This window comes from Streptococcus infantarius subsp. infantarius ATCC BAA-102 (genome assembly GCF_000154985.1).
Lineage (GTDB): Bacteria > Bacillota > Bacilli > Lactobacillales > Streptococcaceae > Streptococcus > Streptococcus infantarius.
Genome location: NZ_DS572694.1, coordinates 167,014 through 185,899, shown reverse-complemented (window position 1 = coordinate 185,899; position 18,886 = coordinate 167,014). Strand labels below are relative to the sequence as shown.

The following is an 18,886-nucleotide window of genomic DNA, read 5'->3' as shown; positions in this document are numbered from 1 at the left end:
TGCTAACTATTAGCTAGGACAAATTGTCCTAGCTTTTTTGCTTTCTGAAAATCTTTGAAAAATTTATGGTAGAATATTCTGGGGAGGCTTTCATGATTAAAGCGATTATATTTGATATGGATGGTGTTTTATTTAACACTGAGAATTTTTATTTTGACCGTCGTGAGGCATTTTTAGGAAGTAAAGGCATTTCTATCAAGCATTTGCCACCTAAATTTTTTGTAGGTGGACGGATGGATCAGTTCTGGGAAAAAATTTTAGGCGACAAGATTTCAGACTATGATACAAAAGCTTTGGAAGCAGAGTACACTGCTTATAAAAATGTTCATCGACCAGATTATAGCCAATTAATTTTTCCAGATGCTAAAAAAGTTTTAGCTGATTTAAAGGCAAAAGGATTTGTCTTAGCATTGGCTTCAAACACTGTGCGAAAAGATGTTGAACGAGCTTTGAAGAAATGTGGTTTGATTGAATATTTTACCTACATTTTGACAGGTGATGATTTTAAAGAAGGTAAACCAAATCCTGCAATTTACAATGCTGCTTGTGCTAAATTAGGATTCGATAAAGGTAATATTGTTATTATTGAAGATAGTCAAAAAGGAATTCAAGCTGGAGTAGCGGCAGGTGTGCGAGTGATTGCTATTCGTGATAAAGTATTTGGCATTGATCAATCACAAGCTAGCCTTTTAGTTGATAGTTTAACCGAAGCTGTGCAAGTAATTGAAAAAGAAGTTTAAAGGCATTGTCATATTGAAAAGTAATTGTTTTAGGAATAGTAGCCTAAGCTAGGTAAAGAAAATGGCTGCTAATGTTAGCCAATAGCAATTTTATAGCCTTTATGATAAAATAAAAAGGCAGTAAGGAAATCTATAAAAGTGTCAAAAAGTAAAGATAAACTGATTATAGATTTGATTAATTAAGTCTAAAAAGCAGAGTGAAAAAGATAATTCTCCTTGTGTCATGAGACACAGCATTGAATTCCTATTTTCATTTTGCTTTCTTAACGAACTTAATATCTTATGTTAACAGAATACGTTCTACGAGTTGTGCAAAAAAGATAATTTTTCCTAGAGCTTAAGAGCTCTCCGTCAAAATTCCTATTTTTGTTATACTCGTTTAACGAACTTAATATCTTAATAAAGGAGTTATCTCATGGAAGTGGCTGAAATCCGCCAAAAAATAGTAGAAAATCAAGAGAAGTTGACTAGCTTCAGGAGGTCTCTTTGACTTAGATCGTTTGGAAGAAGACATTGCGCTTCTTGAAAATAAAATGACTGAGCCAGATTTTTGGAATGACAACATTGCAGCGCAGAAAACATCTCAAGAATTGAACGGTTTGAAACAAACCTATGAAACATTTAACGAGATGCAAGAATTGTCTGATGAGACAGAACTATATTTGGAAATGTTAGATGAAGATGATTCTATTCAAGCTGAGTTAGAAGAAACTCTTGAAAAACTTGATAAAATCATGACAAGTTATGAAATGACACTTCTTCTATCAGAACCATACGACCGTAATAATGCTATCTTGGAAATTCACCCAGGATCAGGTGGTACGGAAGCTCAAGACTGGGCTGATATGCTTTTCCGTATGTATACACGTTATGGAAATGCCAAAGGCTTTAAAGTTGAAACCCTTGACTACCAAGCTGGTGATGAAGCTGGTATCAAATCAGTGACTCTTTCTTTTGAAGGTCCAAATGCATATGGTCTTTTGAAATCAGAAATGGGTGTTCACCGTTTGGTTCGTATCTCACCATTTGATTCAGCTAAACGTCGTCACACATCATTCTCTTCTGTCGAAGTAATGCCAGAATTGGATGATACGGTTGAAGTTGAAATTCGTGATGATGATATCAAGATGGATACTTTCCGTTCAGGTGGTGCTGGTGGACAAAATGTCAACAAGGTTTCTACTGGTATCCGTTTGACCCACATTCCAACAGGAATCGTTGTTGCGTCAACTGTTGACCGTACTCAATACGGTAACCGTGACCGCGCCATGAAAATGTTGCAAGCAAAACTTTATCAATTAGAACAAGAGAAAAAAGCGCAAGAAGTGGATGCTCTTAAAGGTGATAAAAAAGAAATCACTTGGGGAAGTCAAATCCGCTCATACGTCTTCACTCCATATACAATGGTTAAAGACCACCGTACAGGCTATGAAGTTGCTCAAGTCGATAAAGTCATGGATGGTGACATTGATGGCTTCATCGACGCTTTCTTGAAATGGCGAATTGATTAATTTAAAAGTAAAATTTTTGGATAACAAAATCGTAAAGGAAAATACAAATGGCATTAATTGAAATGAAAGGTGTAACTAAAAAGTATCACCGCTCAACAACTGCTTTGAGAGATATTAATGTATCTATCAACCCAGGTGAATTTGTTTATATTGTTGGTCCTTCTGGTGCTGGTAAATCAAGTTTCATTAAATTGCTTTACCGCGAAGAAAAAGTCTCTGCTGGGACACTTAAAGTTGGGGAATTTAACCTTACAAAAATGAAAAAACGTCAAATCCCGATTTTACGTCGTAGCATTGGCGTTGTCTTCCAAGATTACAAACTTCTTCCTAAGAAGACTATTTTTGAAAACGTTGCTTATGCCATGCAAGTAATTGGTGAAAAGCCACGTGAAATCAAAAAACGTGTGCCTGAAGTGCTTGAACTTGTCGGGCTTAAACACAAAATGCGTTCATTCCCTGATCAACTATCTGGTGGTGAACAACAACGTGTGGCAATTGCGCGTGCCATCGTTAACAATCCAAAAGTTTTGATTGCTGACGAACCAACTGGTAACCTTGACCCAGAAATTTCTTGGGAAATCATGCAATTGTTAGAACGTATCAACCTTCAAGGAACAACCGTTCTAATGGCAACACACAACAAACAAATCGTTGATAATCTTCGCCATCGCGTTATCGCAATTGAAGAAGGACGTATTGTACGTGATGAAGAGGAAGGAGAATACGGATATAATGATTAGACACTTTTTCCGCCACTTATGGGAATCTATTAAAAGTTTAAAACGAAACATCTGGATGACCATTGCATCAGTCAGCTCAGTTGCGATTACATTGACACTTGTTGGTATTTTTGCAGCTGTGCTCTTGAACATTGAAAAAATTGCTCAAGGTATTGAAAATAATATTCAAATTAGTGTTTATTTGGATGTTAACTCTGCTGATAATTCAGAAACAAAAACAAATGAAGTTGGTGAAACTGTTCAAAATGATGCTTATCACCAAGTTTATGACCAAATCAATGCACTTTCTGGTGTTAAATCAGTTACTTTCTCAAGTAAAGATGACCAATTAGCTAAGTTGAAAGAAACATATGGTGATGACTGGGCAATGTTTGATGGAGATTCAAATCCATTGCAAGATGTTTACGTTGTAGAAGCGACATCAGCATCAAAAGTTAAGAAATTAGCTAATAAAATTTCTAAAATTGAAGGTGTTGAATCAGTTAACTATGGTGGTTCAAACTCAGATCAACTCTTCAAGATTTCTAAATTTATCCGCACATGGGGAGTTGCAGGTACTGTTCTTCTCGTTGTTGTAGCTATTTTCTTGATTTCAAATACGATTCGTATGACTATCATGTCTCGTCACCGTGATATTGAAATCATGCGTTTGGTTGGTGCGAAGAACTCTTATATCCGTGGCCCATTCTTCTTTGAAGGTGCTTGGGTTGGTTTGCTTGGGGCAATTGTTCCATCAATCATCATTTACTTTGGCTATAAAGCTGTTTACGCATCAGTAAATCCACAATTTGAAGTACAAGGATTGACTCTATATCCTGCGGATACATTCCTTCCAATGATTATTGGTGGTATGTTCGTTGTGGGTATTCTTATTGGATCACTTGGTTCAGTTATCTCAATGAGACGTTATCTTAAAATTTAATAAAAAAACAACTTCTGATTTTCAGAAGTTGTTTTAATTTATAAAGCTTGTAATAGCTGTAGTAATTTCTTTTTCTTGTTCTTTTTGAGAAATACTTGCTTTTCCATCTTTTGCTTGGTGACCATAATCTCCAAATTCGCTGTGATTACCTCCAGAGATATTGACGTATTTTGTATCTTGCGGAAGTCTCTTTTTAGCTTTGTTATAATGGTTCCATTTAAGGATTTTATCTTTGCTAGCTGTGATTGAGAGAACTTTTAGCTTGTCTTTTGATAAGTCTGTTTTCTCACTTGGATAGCTTGCAAGAAGAATTAAACCAGTAACGTTTGTTTTGGCTGCATCAGCGTTCATGCAGGCAACAACGCCACCTAGTGAGTGCCCAGCGAGGTAGACATTTTTTAAGTTTTTTTCTTTGATGATGGCTAAAGCTTTTTTACTCGATAGCACAGGTAGATTTAGGGGTGTTTTCAAGATGTAAACATTATATCCTGATTCGGCTAAATCATTTGCTAAATTAGCGTAGGCTTTTTCCTCAACGAGAGCACCTTGGTAAAAGATAATAGTTGCTTTTGCGCTTTCTTTACTTTAAAAGAGTAGATAGTCCTTTGTGATTTTAGCGGATTTAGCAGCTGCCATGAAACTTTGATGCGCTTGGTAGGTTTTATAACGAATAAAACCAAGGCCTAGAACAAGCAGAGTTGTTAAACAAACCAAAAAGTAGAGTAGTCATTTTTTAATTTTTTTCATAGTGTGTTAAAATATGGGTTAAAATTCTTTTCATGTGCAATAGTCGTTTCACGACCATGACCAGGGTATACGGTGAAGTGATTTGGAAGACTAAAGAGTTCAGTTTTGATACTATTTAGTAATTGTTCTGCGTTACCAGTTGGCAAATCAGTTCGTCCAATGGTTTCACGAAAGAGCGCATCACCAGTGAGAACAAGGTCATCATCAGGGAAAACTAGCGAAACACTTCCCCATGAATGTCCTGGTGTTTGACGTGCTTGAAAACGAAAACCAGCTAATACATAATCTTCTTGATATTGAAAGTGGTACTCGGCAGGTTTTAAAATCACATCATCCATGTCAGCATGACGGTCTAAGCCTGAGAAATTATCTTTGGGTGAATAAAGCCAAGACGCTTCTTTTTCAGAGATATAAACAGGAGGCTGTCCAAAAGCATCACGAATCACATCAAGCCCCATAATATGGTCATAATGAGCGTGTGTGATTAAGATAGCAGCTATGGGTTTATCAATAGCCGTAATTTTTTCTTTAATTTTATCTGTATTGCTACCAGGGTCAACAACAATGATAGCTTGGTCATTGACCAATAAGTAGGTATTTTCACGTGCAACGTGGTTTAATAATCTAAAAATCTTCATAAAAAAAGTGTATCAAAAAAGTCTTTAAAAGTCATACAATCTCTTTTGCCAAACGCAATTTTTTCGCTATCTTATTTTTTGGATTAGGTGAATGTGGGCTTTAAAAATGGTATAATTTAAATATTATGATGCAAGTTAATTCTCAAAAATATGCTGTTGTGGATTTGGAGGCAACGGGTGCCCACGCAATGGCAGAAATTATTCAGGTTGGCATTGTCATTATTGAAAATGATCAGATTGTGAAGACCTATCAAACGGATGTTAATCCGCACGAGGCCTTAACTGAACACATTATTCATTTAACAGGGATAACAGATGAGCAATTGGCAAAAGCGCCAGATTTTTCAAAAGTTGCTCAAGAAATTTATCACTTGATTTCGGACTGTGTATTTGTGGCTCACAATGTGAAATTTGATGCCAATCTTTTAGCAGAAAAATTATTCTTAGAAGGATACGAACTACGTACGCCGCTTGTCGATACGGTTGAGTTATCACAAGTTTTCTATCCGACCCTTGAAAAATACACGCTAGGTCACCTAGCAGATGTTTTACAACTAGATTTGACAGATGCGCACACGGCTATTTCCGATGCTTATGCGACTGCTCAGCTATTGTTAAAACTAAAAGAAAAAATGGAAAGTCTGCCAAAAGAATTGCTAGAACAACTCTTACCTTTTTCTGATAATCTCTTATTTGAAACGGGAATGTTGGTTGAGGAGAGCTTTAAAAAGGCGAAAGTCATGTCAAAAAAAGATTACCAAGAAGTTGGTGGTTTGATTTTACGACGTGCAAAAGCCATTGGCAGTGAACGTAAGTTGTCTGATGATTTTGAGTTAAATATGGCACTTCTAGGCTTGGATGCGCGTGAGAAGCAGAGCCGATTTGCTCAAATGGTTAAAGATGATTTTCAAAGTTCAAAAATCTTATTCTTAGAAGCTCAGGCTGGTCTCGGAAAAACTTATGGCTATCTTTTGCCACTTTTGCAGCTAGCACAAGATGAGCAAATTATTGTTTCAGTGCCAACAAAGATTTTACAAGACCAAATCATGGCTAATGAAGCTAAAAAGATTCAAGAAGTCTTTAACATTTCTTGCCAATCCATCAAAGGACCTGGCAACTATATTAAGTTGGATTCTTTTGCGGAAACCTTGCACCGAGAAGGGGACAATCGCCTAGTTAATCGTTATAAAATGCAATTGCTTGTCTGGTTAACAGAAACTTTAACGGGAGATTTGGATGAAATCAGACAGAAGCAGCGTTTTGAGGCTTATTTTGAACAGATTAAGCATGATGGTAATCTGAGTGAAAAATCCTTGTATAAGGATGTCGATTTTTGGAATCGTACTTATGAAAATGCTAAGCATAGTAAGCTTTTAATTATTAATCATGCGTATTTCTTAGAACGTGTTCAAGATGATAAGGCTTTTGCGGCTAAGAAAATTTTGGTATTTGACGAAGCGCAAAAATTGATTTTGAACTTAGAACAATTTTCACGACGTCGTGTTAATGTAACGCAATTGGTTCAAAAACTTGAAAAGCATTTGGATGCTGCCCTGCCAACGCTTGAAAAACGTTTGATTGAGAGTCTTTCTTTCCAATTGAGTCATCTTGCCACACGTTTTTATCAAAATCAAGAAATTTATGTGACGACAGAAGATGTTAACCGAGTAGAACAAGCTGCTAAAGAGTTGCTTGCTCTTAATCCTGAGTGGCGTTATCTGTGCTTGGAAGATTTGTTATCCCTATTTGCACAGCCATTTACGGATTTTTGGTTTGAGACAAGTTTTGAAAATGAAAAACGTCAGACCTATTTGAATGCAAGTAGTGATGAACTCTTGAATTTCCAAGAATTCTTGCCAGAAACACGCAAGACTTACATGGTTTCTGCGACATTGCACATCAGTCCGCAGGTTAGTCTTGCAGATTTGCTTGGTTTTGAGCAGTACCATTACATGAGCATTGAGCGAGACAAGCAAACGTCACAACGTATTTGGATTGATGAAGAAATGCCAAATGTTGCTGAAATTTCAGATGAAGTATACGCTGATGCGATTGCTGAGCGAATTTATCAAATTAGGCAATTAGATGAGCAAATGCTAGTGTTATTTAACTCTAAGAAAGCCATGTTTGATGTTTCAGAGCTTTTAGATGAGATGGACCTTCATCATCTGACACAAGAGAAAAACGGTACAGCTTACAATGTTAAGCGTCGTTTTGAACGTGGTGAAAGTCATATTTTACTTGGGACTGGTGCTTTCTGGGAAGGTGTGGATTTTGTACAATCCGATAAAATGATTGAGGTCATTACACGTTTACCATTTGAAAATCCAAAAGATTTATTCGTTCAGAAAATCAGCAATCATTTGCTAGCGCAAGCTAAATCACCGTTCAATGATTATTCTTTACCGTTGGCTATTTTAAAACTAAAACAAGCTATTGGAAGAACCATGAGACGTGAAAATCAACGTTCGGCTGTGCTTTTGCTTGACCCACGAATTTTGACAAAATCGTACGGAAAAATAATCAGTGATGCATTATCTGAAGAATTTTATATTTCTCATCAAAAATTTTCAAAGAGTCTCACTGAAATAAAGAATTTTCTGCTATAATAAAAGGGATAAACAAAAAGGGAGAAGTAAATGAAAAAATTAACTCCAGTAAAACAATTTTTACTTGGTTTTAGCTTGATTTTATTAGTTCTCTTGATTTCTGCTGCAACTATTTTGGATTTGGCAATGCAACCAAGACAGAGAGCAGCAAAATTGGCGACCCAAGTAGCCATTGAAAAAGCTGATTTAGTTAAAACGTCTTCTGTTGACCTTTATAATGGTTCTAAGACATACTATAGTGTTTTTGGAACGACAGCATCAGGTGATCAGAAGATTGTTGCTGTAGGTGAAGACAATGGTAAGGTATTTGTTTATTCTGTCACTGATGGGATTAGTCGTAAACAAGCTGAGCAAGTAGCTGCAGCAAATGGGGCGACTGGTATTTCAAAAGTTGTTTACGGAATTGATGGCAAGACCCCAATTTGGGAAGTCACAGCTACTGATGGTTATTATCTTGTGAATTTTGAAACAAGTGAGCTCGTGAAGAAGGAGGGCATATGACAAACTTATCAAATCGCGTGTTGAACATGAAAGAAAGTGTGACTTTAGCAGCAAGTGCGCGTGCCAAAGCCTTGAAAGCACAAGGACGTGATATTCTATCACTAACTTTGGGAGAACCTGATTTTGTAACTCCTAAGAATATCCAAGATGCAGCAATAGAAGCTATTCAAAATGGTAAAGCAAGCTTCTACACTGTCGCTTCTGGTCTTCCAGAATTGAAGGATGCAATCAACAATTACATGGAAAATTTCTACGGTTACTCAGTTAATCGTAATCAAGTGGTTGTTGCAACAGGTGCTAAATACATTCTTTATACTTTCTTTACAACTGTTCTTAATCCAGGCGATGAGGTTATTATTCCAACACCATGTTGGGTGTCTTATGTCGATCAAGTTAAAATGGTTGATGGTGTTCCTGTAACAGTTGCGACAACTGAAGCAAATGACTTTAAAGCTACTGTAGAACAACTTGAAGCTGCTCGTACAGATAAAACAAAAGTTCTTTTATTGAATTCACCATCTAATCCAACTGGTATGATTTACAGCCGTGATGAATTAGAAGTAATTGGTAATTGGGCTGTTGAACACAATATCTTAATTTTGGCAGACGATATTTATGGTCGTTTGGTATATAATGGAAATGAATTCACACCAATTTCAACAATTTCTGAAGCTATCAGAAATCAAACAGTTGTTGTAAATGGTACTTCAAAAACTTATGCCATGACTGGTTGGCGTGTTGGTTTTGCGGTTGGTAATGAAGAAATCATCTCAGGTATGGCAAAAGTTATCAGCCAAACCACTTCAAACTTAACGGCAGTGTCACAATACGCAGCAATTGAAGCATTTACTGGTTCACAAGATTCTATTGAAGTTATGCGCAAGGCTTTCGAAGAACGTCTTAATACCATTTATCCATTGCTTTGCGAAGTTCCTGGTTTTGAAGTGATTAAACCTCAAGGTGCTTTCTATCTTTTCCCTAACGTGAAAAAAGCGATGGAAATGAAAGGCTTCACTGATGTGACTGCTTTTACAACAGCTATTCTTGAAGAGGCAGAAGTAGCTCTTGTTACTGGTGCTGGTTTCGGTGCTCCTGAGAATGTTCGTTTGAGCTATGCGACTGATATGGATACTTTGAAAGAAGCTGTAAGACGTTTGAAAGCATTCATGGAAAAATAAGATGTCCAAAAAACGAAAACTTATTATTGCATTAGTTGCTTTTTCAGGAATTGTTGCAGTTGGACTTGGCATTCATTTTAAACCAACTTCCCCAGAATTAACCAAACTGGGGGATTACTCGGTTACTTCCAAGGGCATGCGTTTTGAGATTGATCTGGCTAGCAACAGCACGACTGGTTATACTTGGACTGCCAGTGATGTGGATAAGGAAAATTACACCTTAGATGATATTGTTTATCAAGCTTATCCTAGTAAAGACAATCGAGTCGGGTCTGGTGGCTACAGTCGTGTGACCGGAAAAGTCAAAAAAGCTGGTCAGACGCAATTTCATTTAACCTATTGCCAAGATTGGGAAGGCGGTAAAAAAGAATTGACTTACCGCGTTACTATCAGTAGTTCAAAAACTAAAATTAATAAGATTAAACTGACAAAACTGTCAGAGTAATATTCGAAAAGAGGAATTATGTCTAAAGATTACGTATCAATTATTGATGTTAAAGATCATGTTGGCGAAGAAGTCACAATAGGGGCTTGGGTAGCTAACAAATCAGGAAAAGGAAAAATTGCTTTCTTACAACTTCGTGACGGGACAGCATTCTTCCAAGCAGTTGCTTTCAAACCAAACTTTATCGAAAAATACGGTGAAGAAGAAGGAACTGAAAAATTCAACACAATTAAACACCTTAGCCAAGAAACTTCTATCCTTATCACTGGTATCGTAAAAGAAGATTCACGTTCAAAATTTGGTTACGAACTTGATGTGACTGACCTTAAAATCGTTGGTCATTCAGAAGATTACCCAATCACTCCAAAAGAACACGGTACTGATTTCTTGATGGATCACCGTCACTTGTGGTTGCGTTCACGTAAACAAATGGCTATCATGCAAATCCGTAACGCTATCATCTACGCTACATATGATTTCTTTGATAAAAATGGTTTCATCAAATTTGATAGCCCAATCTTGTCAGGAAACGCTGCTGAAGATTCAACAGAATTGTTTGAAACTGACTACTTTGGTACACCTGCTTACTTGAGCCAATCAGGTCAATTGTACCTTGAAGCTGGTGCTATGGCACTTGGTCGTGTCTTTGACTTTGGTCCTGTATTCCGTGCTGAAAAATCAAAAACTCGTCGTCACTTGACTGAGTTCTGGATGATGGATGCTGAATATTCATTCCTATCACACGAAGAATCTCTTGATCTTCAAGAAGCTTATGTTAAAGCACTTATCCAAGGTGCTCTTGACCGTGCTCCACAAGCTCTTGAAATCTTGGAACGTGATGTTGATTTGCTTAAAAAATACATTGCAGAACCATTCAAACGTGTATCTTACGATGATGCTATCGATCTTCTTCAAGAACACGAAAATGATGAAGATGCTGATTATGAACACCTAGAACACGGAGACGACTTTGGTTCACCACACGAAACTTGGATTTCAAATTACTTTGGTGTACCAACATTTGTTATCAACTACCCAGCAAGCTTTAAAGCTTTCTACATGAAACCAGTTCCTGATAACCCAGAACGCGTCTTGTGTGCTGACCTTCTTGCACCAGAAGGATACGGAGAAATCATCGGTGGTTCAGTTCGTGAAGATGACTACGATACACTTGTTGCTAAAATGGATGCCCTTGGTATGGATAAATCAGAATATGAATTCTACCTTGACCTTCGTAAATATGGTTCAGTGCCACACGCTGGATTCGGTATCGGTATCGAGCGTATGGTAACATTCGTAGCTGGAACTAAACACATTCGTGAAGCAATTCCATTCCCACGTATGCTACACCGTATTAAACCTTAGAAAGTTGACCGCGACGCTTTTAGAATGAAAACGAAACTTTTTCATTCTAAAAGCCAGTCAGTACTTTAGCTAAGTTCCAATAGGGCTTAGCGTGTCAAATCAGCGGAGCGAAGTGAGGCGAGATTTGACTAAGGAGTGGTATTAAACCTTAATAAATATTATTAAATCCTGAACTCAAAAGTTCAGGATTTTTAAGTTTATTTAAGAAATATTTGCTAAAATCTCTTGTGAGAGGTGATTAACATGATAACTTATATCGCGAAAATTACCTTTTTTGATAAGACATTTTGTATTGCACTAGACCTAAAAAGGGTGTCGCACCCGCTTCTAGAACAGATTAAACGACAAGTAGGTTTAGTTGAGCATGATTTACAAATCTGGCAAGAAACTCTTTCAGATAGCTTTAAAAGCTTAGTAAGAGATACTTTCTTTAGTAAAACTTTTTTTATCAGAGCTTTGCAGGAACACTTTTCAGATTTAGGGAAGCATGAGGCAATTGCTTCGATTACTTGTCAGACCTTGACATAAGTTAAAATCCCAGCCTAATTGGTTGGGATTTTTGTTTTAGTTTTTAGCAGTCATAAGGTTTGGCGCAAAAGTTTTGAGTGATTTGATGATAGCAAGTACCAAAGCAAGGCTAATGAGACGGTCAGCATAGTCAGTAATGGCTTGAACCAAAACTAAACTTGCTGTCATGTCAATGCCTAAGCTGTGAAGAATTTGTGCCAAGATGCCAGAACCACTTGAAGTAATACCATGGAAAAGAATGACTGTGATACTTGATGAAACAACTGTTCCAGGAAGTGAGACAAGTAAGCTTTTCCAGATTAAGTCTTTTGATTTGCTTGTTTCTTTAACTAAGAAACCTGCAATAAAAGCAGCTACGATAGCTACAGGTGCAAAGTAAATAGCAAAGATATCAGTCGTCATCCAGCTGATTAATGCGCTGACAATGGCAGCACCAGCACCAAGCCATGGTCCAAAGACAACAGCGACCAACAATGTTCCAATCATATCAAGATAAATTGGCAGACGTAAGAATAAAGCGATATTTGCGCCGATATAGTTAATTGCAATGGCAATTGCCATAAAAGAAATGATACGAATTGATGAATTTTTCATAATTTAACTTTCTAACTTTAGATTTTTGAGATCATCTTGAATGATGTCTTTTTGTGCATCTAAAAGTACGGTTAGAAAATCTTCCCAGAATAGGCTTGGGTTAACCTGAGTCAAAATAGTACTGTTCTTAGGTTTGTGGTAAAAATCGTATTGATCGACGACAGTTTGCCCAATAGCGATGCCGTCAGTAACAACATCAGTGTAAGCCTCAAAACCTGTGCAGACCTCACTGTTGACAAAATATGCCAATGCAAGAGGGTCATTAATCACACAGCCAATGATATGTTCGTATTTCCAGTGAAAATCAAAGTAAAAACGGGTAATCTTTGTGATGAATGCTGTCATTTCAGCGTTAATACGACTCATATATTCTAAATGATTTGGTGTTAAGACAATGTGGCGAGTGACGTCAAGCCCGACCATTTCGACTTTGCGACCTAAACGTTCAAAAGTGATTTGTGCCGCATGAGGGTCGCACCAGTAGTTGTATTCAGCAACAGGTGAACAATTGCCGTGTGATTTGAAATTTCCTCCCATGCTGACAAAACGGTGACAGTTTTCGCCGAGCTTAGGATTTAGTTCAAGAGCTTTTGCGATATTGGTTAACGGACCTAGGGCAATGATAGAAGTATCTGTAGGGGCTTTAAAGTAATCGGCTAAAAATTGCTCTGCTGATTTATCTTGAATATGAGGAGTGTGTTTGAGTTGGAAATTATTTTCGCCAAGCCCGTCCATACCATGAGTATCTTGGGCAGAAATGTAATCTCGTGTTAGCGGTGTACTAGCTCCTTGGTAGACAGGAACATCTAGTCGATCAAGCAGTTCTAGGCTTGTAAAAGTATTTTTAACGCCGATATCTGTTGGACAATTTCCAGCGACGATGGTGATTGCAACGACTTCTAAATTTGGATGTTTAAGGGCATAAAGTAGTGCAAGTGTATCGTCGATACCAGGATCACAATCGATAATAATTTTTTGCTTAGTCATCTTTTCCTCCTTTCTTAAGAATAATTATAGAAAATAAAAAATGACCTTGTTTTCTAAAAAACAAAGCCACTCAAAAAAGACGCTCAACAAAGAGCAGGTCTCAATTTGTAGATAGCTAGTTTTTTATTCTGGGAGTTTTCGAACCAGTCCAAAAGTAGTACTTTTGATTATGCACGCCTTCTATTATATAAACAAATCGCCTTTTTGTAAATATTTGAAAATAAATGCATTTTTATTTATTAATATGTTTCAATTTTCAGAATATTTTGTTATAATAATCCTAATCTATTTGAGAGAAGGTGAAAATTTATGGCGAAAACAATTCACACGGACAAAGCGCCAGCAGCAATTGGTCCTTATGTTCAAGGAAAAGTTGTTGGTAACTTCCTTTTTGCTTCAGGTCAAGTTCCTTTGTCACCTGAAACTGGTGAAGTTATTGGGACAAGCATTCAAGAACAAACCAAACAAGTCCTTAAAAATATTTCTGCGATTTTAGCAGAAGCAGGTACTGATTTTGACCATGTGGTTAAAACGACATGTTTCTTAAGCGACATGGATGACTTTGTTCCATTTAATGAAGTTTATGCTACGGCCTTTAAAGCTGATTTCCCAGCGCGCTCTGCTGTTGAAGTTGCTCGTTTGCCAAAAGACGTCAAGGTAGAAATTGAAGTCATCGCTTATCTCGACTAGATGTTCTCTTAATATTATTTGACACGAAAAAAGTTCGCTACTCTCTCGGCGAACTTTTTTCTATTGCATTAGATTGATTAATTTGCTTTTAGCATTTTTTTGGCGGTTGTCATCATCAAGCGGATACGGTTTAATTGGTTAACTTCTGATGAACCTGGGTCGTAATCGATTGGTGAGATATTGGCACCTTTGAATTGTCGGCGGAGTTCTTTTAGCATTCCTTTTCCGACGATGTGGTTTGGAAGACAACCAAATGGTTGAAGACAAACGATATTTTTAACACCGTTATTTAGTAATTCAATCATTTCACCAGTCAAGAACCAACCTTCACCAGTGTGGTTACCGATTGAAACGACTTTTGCGGCACCTTTTGCAATATCGTAGATGGATTCAATTCCTTCGAAACGCTCAGATTTTTCAAGAGCTTTATTCATTGGTTTTTCAAGAAGATTGATAGCATCGATACCAAGTTTAGCTAAGCGTTTTGATTTTTGACTCATGTTAAGTTCGTCAGCTTTCCAAATCTGGTTGAAAAGTGAGTAATTCATAAAGCCAATCAAGTCTGGTACAACGGCTTCACCACCTTCATTTTCAATGATAGCAACGATATCGTTATTTGCTGTAGGAGCATATTTAACTAAAATTTCTCCTACCACACCAACTCGTGGTTTTTGTCCAAAATCAATGGTTTCAAGTGTGTCAAACTCTTTGATGATACGTTTCATATTGTGATTGAACTCGAAGTATGAGCCTAATTTGACATTTTTACGGGCAATTTCTAACCATTTTTCATACAGAGCATTGGCAGAACCTGGAACGGCTTCATATGGACGGACACGGTAAAGCACACGCTCAAAGAGGTCACCATAAAGCACACTGATAAGTAGACGTTTTACAAATGGTAAAGTAATATTCCAACCAGGTGTTTCTTCGGTACCTTGATTTCCCATAGAAACAGAAACAACAGGAATTTGAGGATATCCGGCATCTTTTAGAGCTTTTCGTAAGAGTGGAATATAGTTTGTTGCACGGCAACCACCACCTGTTTGCGTCATCATAACACTGGTATTTTCGAGATCGTATTTACCACTTTGAAGTGCCTCAATCAGCTGACCGATAGTGATAATAGCAGGGTAGCAAGCATCATTGTGGACATATTTTAGACCAACATCAACGGCTTTTCGGTCCATAGCTGGTAAAATAGCAACGTTATAACCGGCTTGTTTGAAGGCTTCTTCAATAAGACCATTTTGGTGAATAGGTGAAAGCATCGGCATAAGAAGAGTGTGTTTTTTCTTCATTTCTTTAGTGAAGACAGGTTCTTTAACTTCTTCAATATCAACAGAGCTATTAAATTGTGGTGCTTGGTTGAAAATGTGGTCAAGATTGGCTTTTTTAGCTTTCTTATCACGTTCTTCAACGGCTGCTTTGAGGGAACGAAGACGAATACGGATAGCACCGAGGTTGCTTCCTTCATCGATTTTTAGCACAGTGTAAAGTTTGTTGTGAGCTCGCATGATTTCTTCGACTTGGTCCGTTGTTACAGCATCAAGTCCGCAACCAAAACTATTTAATTGGACTAATTCAAGATTAGGATTTTTAGAGACTACTTTAGCAGCAGCGTATAAACGTGAGTGGTAGACCCACTGGTTAACTACGCGCAGACCAGCTACCTCTTCTAAACCTGATACCATATCTTCTGTTAAAACGTGGAAACCTTCTTGGGTGATGATGTTAGCAATCCCGTGGTTGATTTCAGGGTCAAGGTGATATGGACGACCAGAAAGCACAATCGCTTTTTCATTGTTGAGGGCTAGCTTGCTAAGGAGCTCATCTGCCTTGTCTTGCAAATATTTCTTGAAGTCAGCTAAGACTTGGTAACCATGTTCAACGGCTTCGCGAATATCAGCTTCTGTAATGTCATCATAATCAGCAAAGCTTTTGACAAGTGATTTGACAACAGATTCATGGTCGGCCAAGTTAACAAATGGATGGAAGTATTTGACCTCACCATTTCGGATAGGGTCCATGTTTTTTTCAATGACTTCTGGATAACTTTGGACGATTGGGCAGTTGTAGTGGTTAGGTGCTTTGCTATTTTCAATTTGTTCGTAAATGACACTAGGGTAGAAAATAGCATCTACTTTGCGGTCGATTAAACTTTGAATGTGACCGTGCACCATTTTGGCAGGGTAACAAACCGTATCACTTGGGATGGTTTCGATTCCCTTTTCAAATAAACGTTTGTCTGATTTTGGTGAGATTTGAACACGAAACTTCAAGTCAGTAAGGACCGTGTGCCAAAGTGGGTAATTTTCGTACATGTTGAGCACACGTGGAACTCCAACGACACCGTGGACAGCGTCACGTTTTGAGAGTGCTTTAAATTTAAAGAGTTTTTTATATTTGTAATCAACCAGATTTTCTTTTTGGTTGCTGCGGTCGAATTTGATTTTAGTTACTTTTTCAGCACCGCGTTCGCAGCGGTTACCAGTAACGAATTTTGAGCCGTCGTTGAAGATGGTAACAGTCAGTGCACAGTTGTTTTCACACATGCCGCAACGAGTGAATTCTTTTTGAGTAGTAAATTGATCGAGTTCTTCGAGCCCCATCAAACTTGACTTAGTGTGATTGGCTGTAAGTGATGTTTCAGTCATGCAATTCCTCCTTTACTGTACCGCGCTGACTTCAAGAGTAGCTTCTTGGTTGGCTAGTTCATCTTCATATTTTTCTTTAGAGATAATAGCGCAGCCATAAGCTCCCATAAGTCCAGCAATGCTTGGTCGAACGACTTCGCGTTCGCTGACGAGTTCAAAGGCACGAAGAACAGCTTCATTGTAGAAAGTTCCACCTTGAACGACGATTTTCTCACCCAAATCTTCGGGACGTTTTAATTTGATAACTTTGTAAAGGGCGTTTTTGATGACAGAGTATGAAAGTCCTGCTGAAATATCAGCAACCGTAGCCCCTTCTTTTTGAACTTGTTTTACCTTAGAGTTCATAAAGACTGTGCAGCGTGAGCCGAGGTCAACGGGGTGCTTAGCAAGAAGAGCAACTTTGGCAAAATCTTTGACATCGTATTTAAGAGATTTGGCAAAGGTTTCAATAAATGAGCCGCAACCTGAAGAGCAAGCTTCGTTTAGTTGGATACTCGATAAAGCGCCATCGCGAACACTCATGGCTTTCATATCTTGACCACCAATATCAAGGATAAAATCAACACCTGGGTTGAAGTAGTTGGCAGCTTTAAAGTGAGCAACGGTTTCAACTTCACCGTAGTCAACGTGAAGAGCAGCTTTAATCAAATTTTCACCATATCCAGTCACGCAAGAACGAGCAATGAAAGCATCTTCTGGCAATTGGAGATAGAGTTCTTTTAGGATAGAAATAACATTTTCAAGAGGTTGTCCTTGGTTATTGCCATAGTGTTGGAATAAAATAGCTCCTTTAGGATCTGTGAGGACAACTTTTGAAGTGGTTGATCCTGCATCGATACCAAGGAAAAGAGGCCCAGAAGCAGTGGTAATGTCTTTGTATTCAACGCTAGCTTCATCGTGACGGGCGCGCCAAGCATCCAGTTCAGCTTGATCTTTGAAAAGAACATCAAGAGTATTTTTAGGAACTAGGGATTTTGAAGTATTATTTTCTAAATTATGAATGATTCCAGATAAGTTGATTTGGGTTTGGTTCTCATCAAGAGCAGCTCCCATGGCAACGAAAAGTTGTGGATTTTCAGGGAAAATCACATGTTCTGGTTTGATATCAAGGGTTTCAATGAAACGCTTACGAAGTTCACTCATAAAAAAGAGCGGTCCACCAAGAAAGGCAATATTTCCAGTGATTTTACGCCCAGAAGCTAATCCAGCAATAGTTTGATTGACAACGGCTTGGAAAATCGAAGCTGCAATGTCTTCTTTTCTGGCCCCTTCATTGATTAAGGGTTGGACGTCAGTTTTAGCAAATACCCCACAACGGCTGGCAATTGGGTAAATGGTTTCGTAACCTTTGGCAAGTTCATTGACCCCGTTGGCATCTGTTTTTAAAAGTCCAGCCATTTGGTCGATGAAGGCACCTGTACCACCGGCACATGTCCCGTTCATACGTTGTTCAAGAGTATCACCAAAAAAGGTCATTTTGGCATCTTCACCACCAAGTTCAATGACGACATCAGTTTGTGGGATGAATTTTTCAACGGTAGTAGTGGCTGCGATAACTTCTTGGACAAATGGAATTTTAGCAACATCTGCTAAGCCCATTCCCCCAGAACCAGTTATGGCAATACTGACCTTGTGGTCACCAATTTCTGAGATAGCTTCATTTAAAACCTTGATAGTTGCTGTTTTGACGTCTGAAAAGTGACGCTCATAACGTGAAAATAGTAACTGATAATTATCATCGAAAATGACAACTTTAACAGTGGTCGATCCGACATCTATACCTGCTTTATACATTAATAAAAAACCTAAAAGTGTTAGAAGGTAGTAGATAAATATCATTCCTAAAAATGACTCATTATCTAGCAACGAATAATATAGTTACGTCGGCTGTTCTTTAACACTATTTCAATCCTTTCTTACGATATCTAACACAGTGTTAATGCCACAACAAGTTGTTGCTTATTCAACAGAGTGTTTGTTATAATAGTATTATAAAACACTCATTGTCAATTGCAATCGCTAATTTTGGGCGTT

The 18,886-nt window shown here is 37.8% G+C and carries 14 protein-coding genes, 2 pseudogenes and 1 riboswitch; of the genes and pseudogenes, 11 read left to right on the top strand and 5 right to left on the bottom strand.

What is annotated here, in order from left to right; all coding sequences use genetic code 11:
• Positions 1-92: 92 nt before the first annotated feature.
• The 4 genes from STRINF_RS08505 to ftsX all read left to right on the top strand — a co-directional run bounded on the left by STRINF_RS08505 (position 93) and on the right by ftsX (position 3,913).
• On the top strand, positions 93-740 hold the full coding sequence (locus tag STRINF_RS08505; RefSeq protein ID WP_043878439.1) for an HAD family hydrolase: 648 nt from the start codon (positions 93-95) through the stop codon (positions 738-740).
• 415 nt (positions 741-1,155) lie between these two features.
• Positions 1,156-2,251 (top strand): peptide chain release factor 2 gene (gene prfB / locus STRINF_RS08500; RefSeq protein ID WP_115283762.1). Its coding sequence is split into 2 segments (ribosomal slippage): positions 1,156-1,227 and positions 1,229-2,251, totalling 1,095 coding nucleotides; the frame shifts between segments, so codons are not numbered across the junction.
• A gap of 47 nt (positions 2,252-2,298) precedes the next feature.
• The gene (gene ftsE / locus STRINF_RS08495) at positions 2,299-2,991 is read left to right on the top strand and encodes a cell division ATP-binding protein FtsE (RefSeq protein WP_006532706.1); all 693 of its coding nucleotides are present in this window, start codon (positions 2,299-2,301) and stop codon (positions 2,989-2,991) included.
• Complete coding sequence (gene ftsX, locus STRINF_RS08490; RefSeq protein ID WP_043878438.1) at positions 2,984-3,913, top strand: permease-like cell division protein FtsX; 930 nt, start codon at positions 2,984-2,986, stop codon at positions 3,911-3,913. The genes ftsE and ftsX overlap by 8 nt, the downstream gene beginning before the upstream one ends.
• Before the next feature lie 33 nt (positions 3,914-3,946).
• Here the strand turns inward: ftsX and STRINF_RS08485 are convergent.
• A pseudogene (locus STRINF_RS08485) lies at positions 3,947-4,549 on the bottom strand (alpha/beta hydrolase).
• A 107-nt stretch (positions 4,550-4,656) separates the two neighbouring features.
• Positions 4,657-5,298: an MBL fold metallo-hydrolase gene (locus tag STRINF_RS08480; RefSeq protein ID WP_006532703.1), complete on the bottom strand. Its 642-nt coding sequence runs from the start codon at positions 5,296-5,298 to the stop codon at positions 4,657-4,659.
• A 125-nt stretch (positions 5,299-5,423) separates the two neighbouring features.
• Here STRINF_RS08480 and STRINF_RS08475 point away from each other — a divergent pair, with 125 nt between their 5' ends.
• From STRINF_RS08475 to STRINF_RS08450, 6 genes are all read left to right on the top strand, one after another.
• Complete coding sequence (locus tag STRINF_RS08475; RefSeq protein ID WP_006532702.1) at positions 5,424-7,907, top strand: bifunctional DnaQ family exonuclease/ATP-dependent helicase; 2,484 nt, start codon at positions 5,424-5,426, stop codon at positions 7,905-7,907.
• A gap of 30 nt (positions 7,908-7,937) precedes the next feature.
• Complete coding sequence (locus STRINF_RS08470; RefSeq protein WP_006532701.1) at positions 7,938-8,408, top strand: cell wall elongation regulator TseB-like domain-containing protein; 471 nt, start codon at positions 7,938-7,940, stop codon at positions 8,406-8,408.
• Positions 8,405-9,586 (top strand): pyridoxal phosphate-dependent aminotransferase, encoded by a 1,182-nt coding sequence (locus tag STRINF_RS08465; protein ID WP_006532700.1) that lies wholly within the window; start codon positions 8,405-8,407, stop codon positions 9,584-9,586. The genes STRINF_RS08470 and STRINF_RS08465 overlap by 4 nt, the downstream gene beginning before the upstream one ends.
• 1 nt (position 9,587) lies before the next feature.
• A complete protein-coding gene (locus STRINF_RS08460) occupies positions 9,588-10,031 on the top strand; it encodes a protease inhibitor I42 family protein (protein ID WP_006532699.1) in 444 nt (147 codons plus the stop codon).
• Between the two features lie 18 nt (positions 10,032-10,049).
• Positions 10,050-11,396, top strand: a complete 1,347-nt coding sequence (gene asnS, locus STRINF_RS08455; RefSeq protein ID WP_006532698.1) for an asparagine--tRNA ligase — start codon at positions 10,050-10,052, stop codon at positions 11,394-11,396.
• Positions 11,397-11,639: 243 nt separating this feature from the next.
• Complete coding sequence (locus STRINF_RS08450) at positions 11,640-11,924, top strand: hypothetical protein (protein ID WP_006532697.1); 285 nt, start codon at positions 11,640-11,642, stop codon at positions 11,922-11,924.
• A 36-nt stretch (positions 11,925-11,960) separates the two neighbouring features.
• On the opposite strand, the gene STRINF_RS08445 is transcribed toward STRINF_RS08450, so the two are convergent.
• Together STRINF_RS08445 and STRINF_RS08440 are read right to left on the bottom strand one after the other, a co-directional pair.
• Positions 11,961-12,518 (bottom strand): LytS/YhcK type 5TM receptor domain-containing protein, encoded by a 558-nt coding sequence (locus STRINF_RS08445; protein WP_043878437.1) that lies wholly within the window; start codon positions 12,516-12,518, stop codon positions 11,961-11,963.
• A gap of 3 nt (positions 12,519-12,521) precedes the next feature.
• Positions 12,522-13,505: a nucleoside hydrolase gene (locus tag STRINF_RS08440; RefSeq protein WP_006532695.1), complete on the bottom strand. Its 984-nt coding sequence runs from the start codon at positions 13,503-13,505 to the stop codon at positions 12,522-12,524.
• A 109-nt stretch (positions 13,506-13,614) separates the two neighbouring features.
• Positions 13,615-13,658, bottom strand: a riboswitch (PreQ1 riboswitch).
• 156 nt (positions 13,659-13,814) lie between these two features.
• On the opposite strand from STRINF_RS08440, the gene STRINF_RS08435 reads away from it, so the two are divergent.
• The gene (locus STRINF_RS08435) at positions 13,815-14,195 is read left to right on the top strand and encodes a RidA family protein (protein ID WP_006532694.1); all 381 of its coding nucleotides are present in this window, start codon (positions 13,815-13,817) and stop codon (positions 14,193-14,195) included.
• 77 nt (positions 14,196-14,272) lie between these two features.
• Here STRINF_RS08435 and STRINF_RS10910 read toward each other — a convergent pair.
• Positions 14,273-18,646, bottom strand: a pseudogene (locus tag STRINF_RS10910) (acyl-CoA dehydratase activase-related protein).
• Positions 18,647-18,886: the final 240 nt, after the last annotated feature.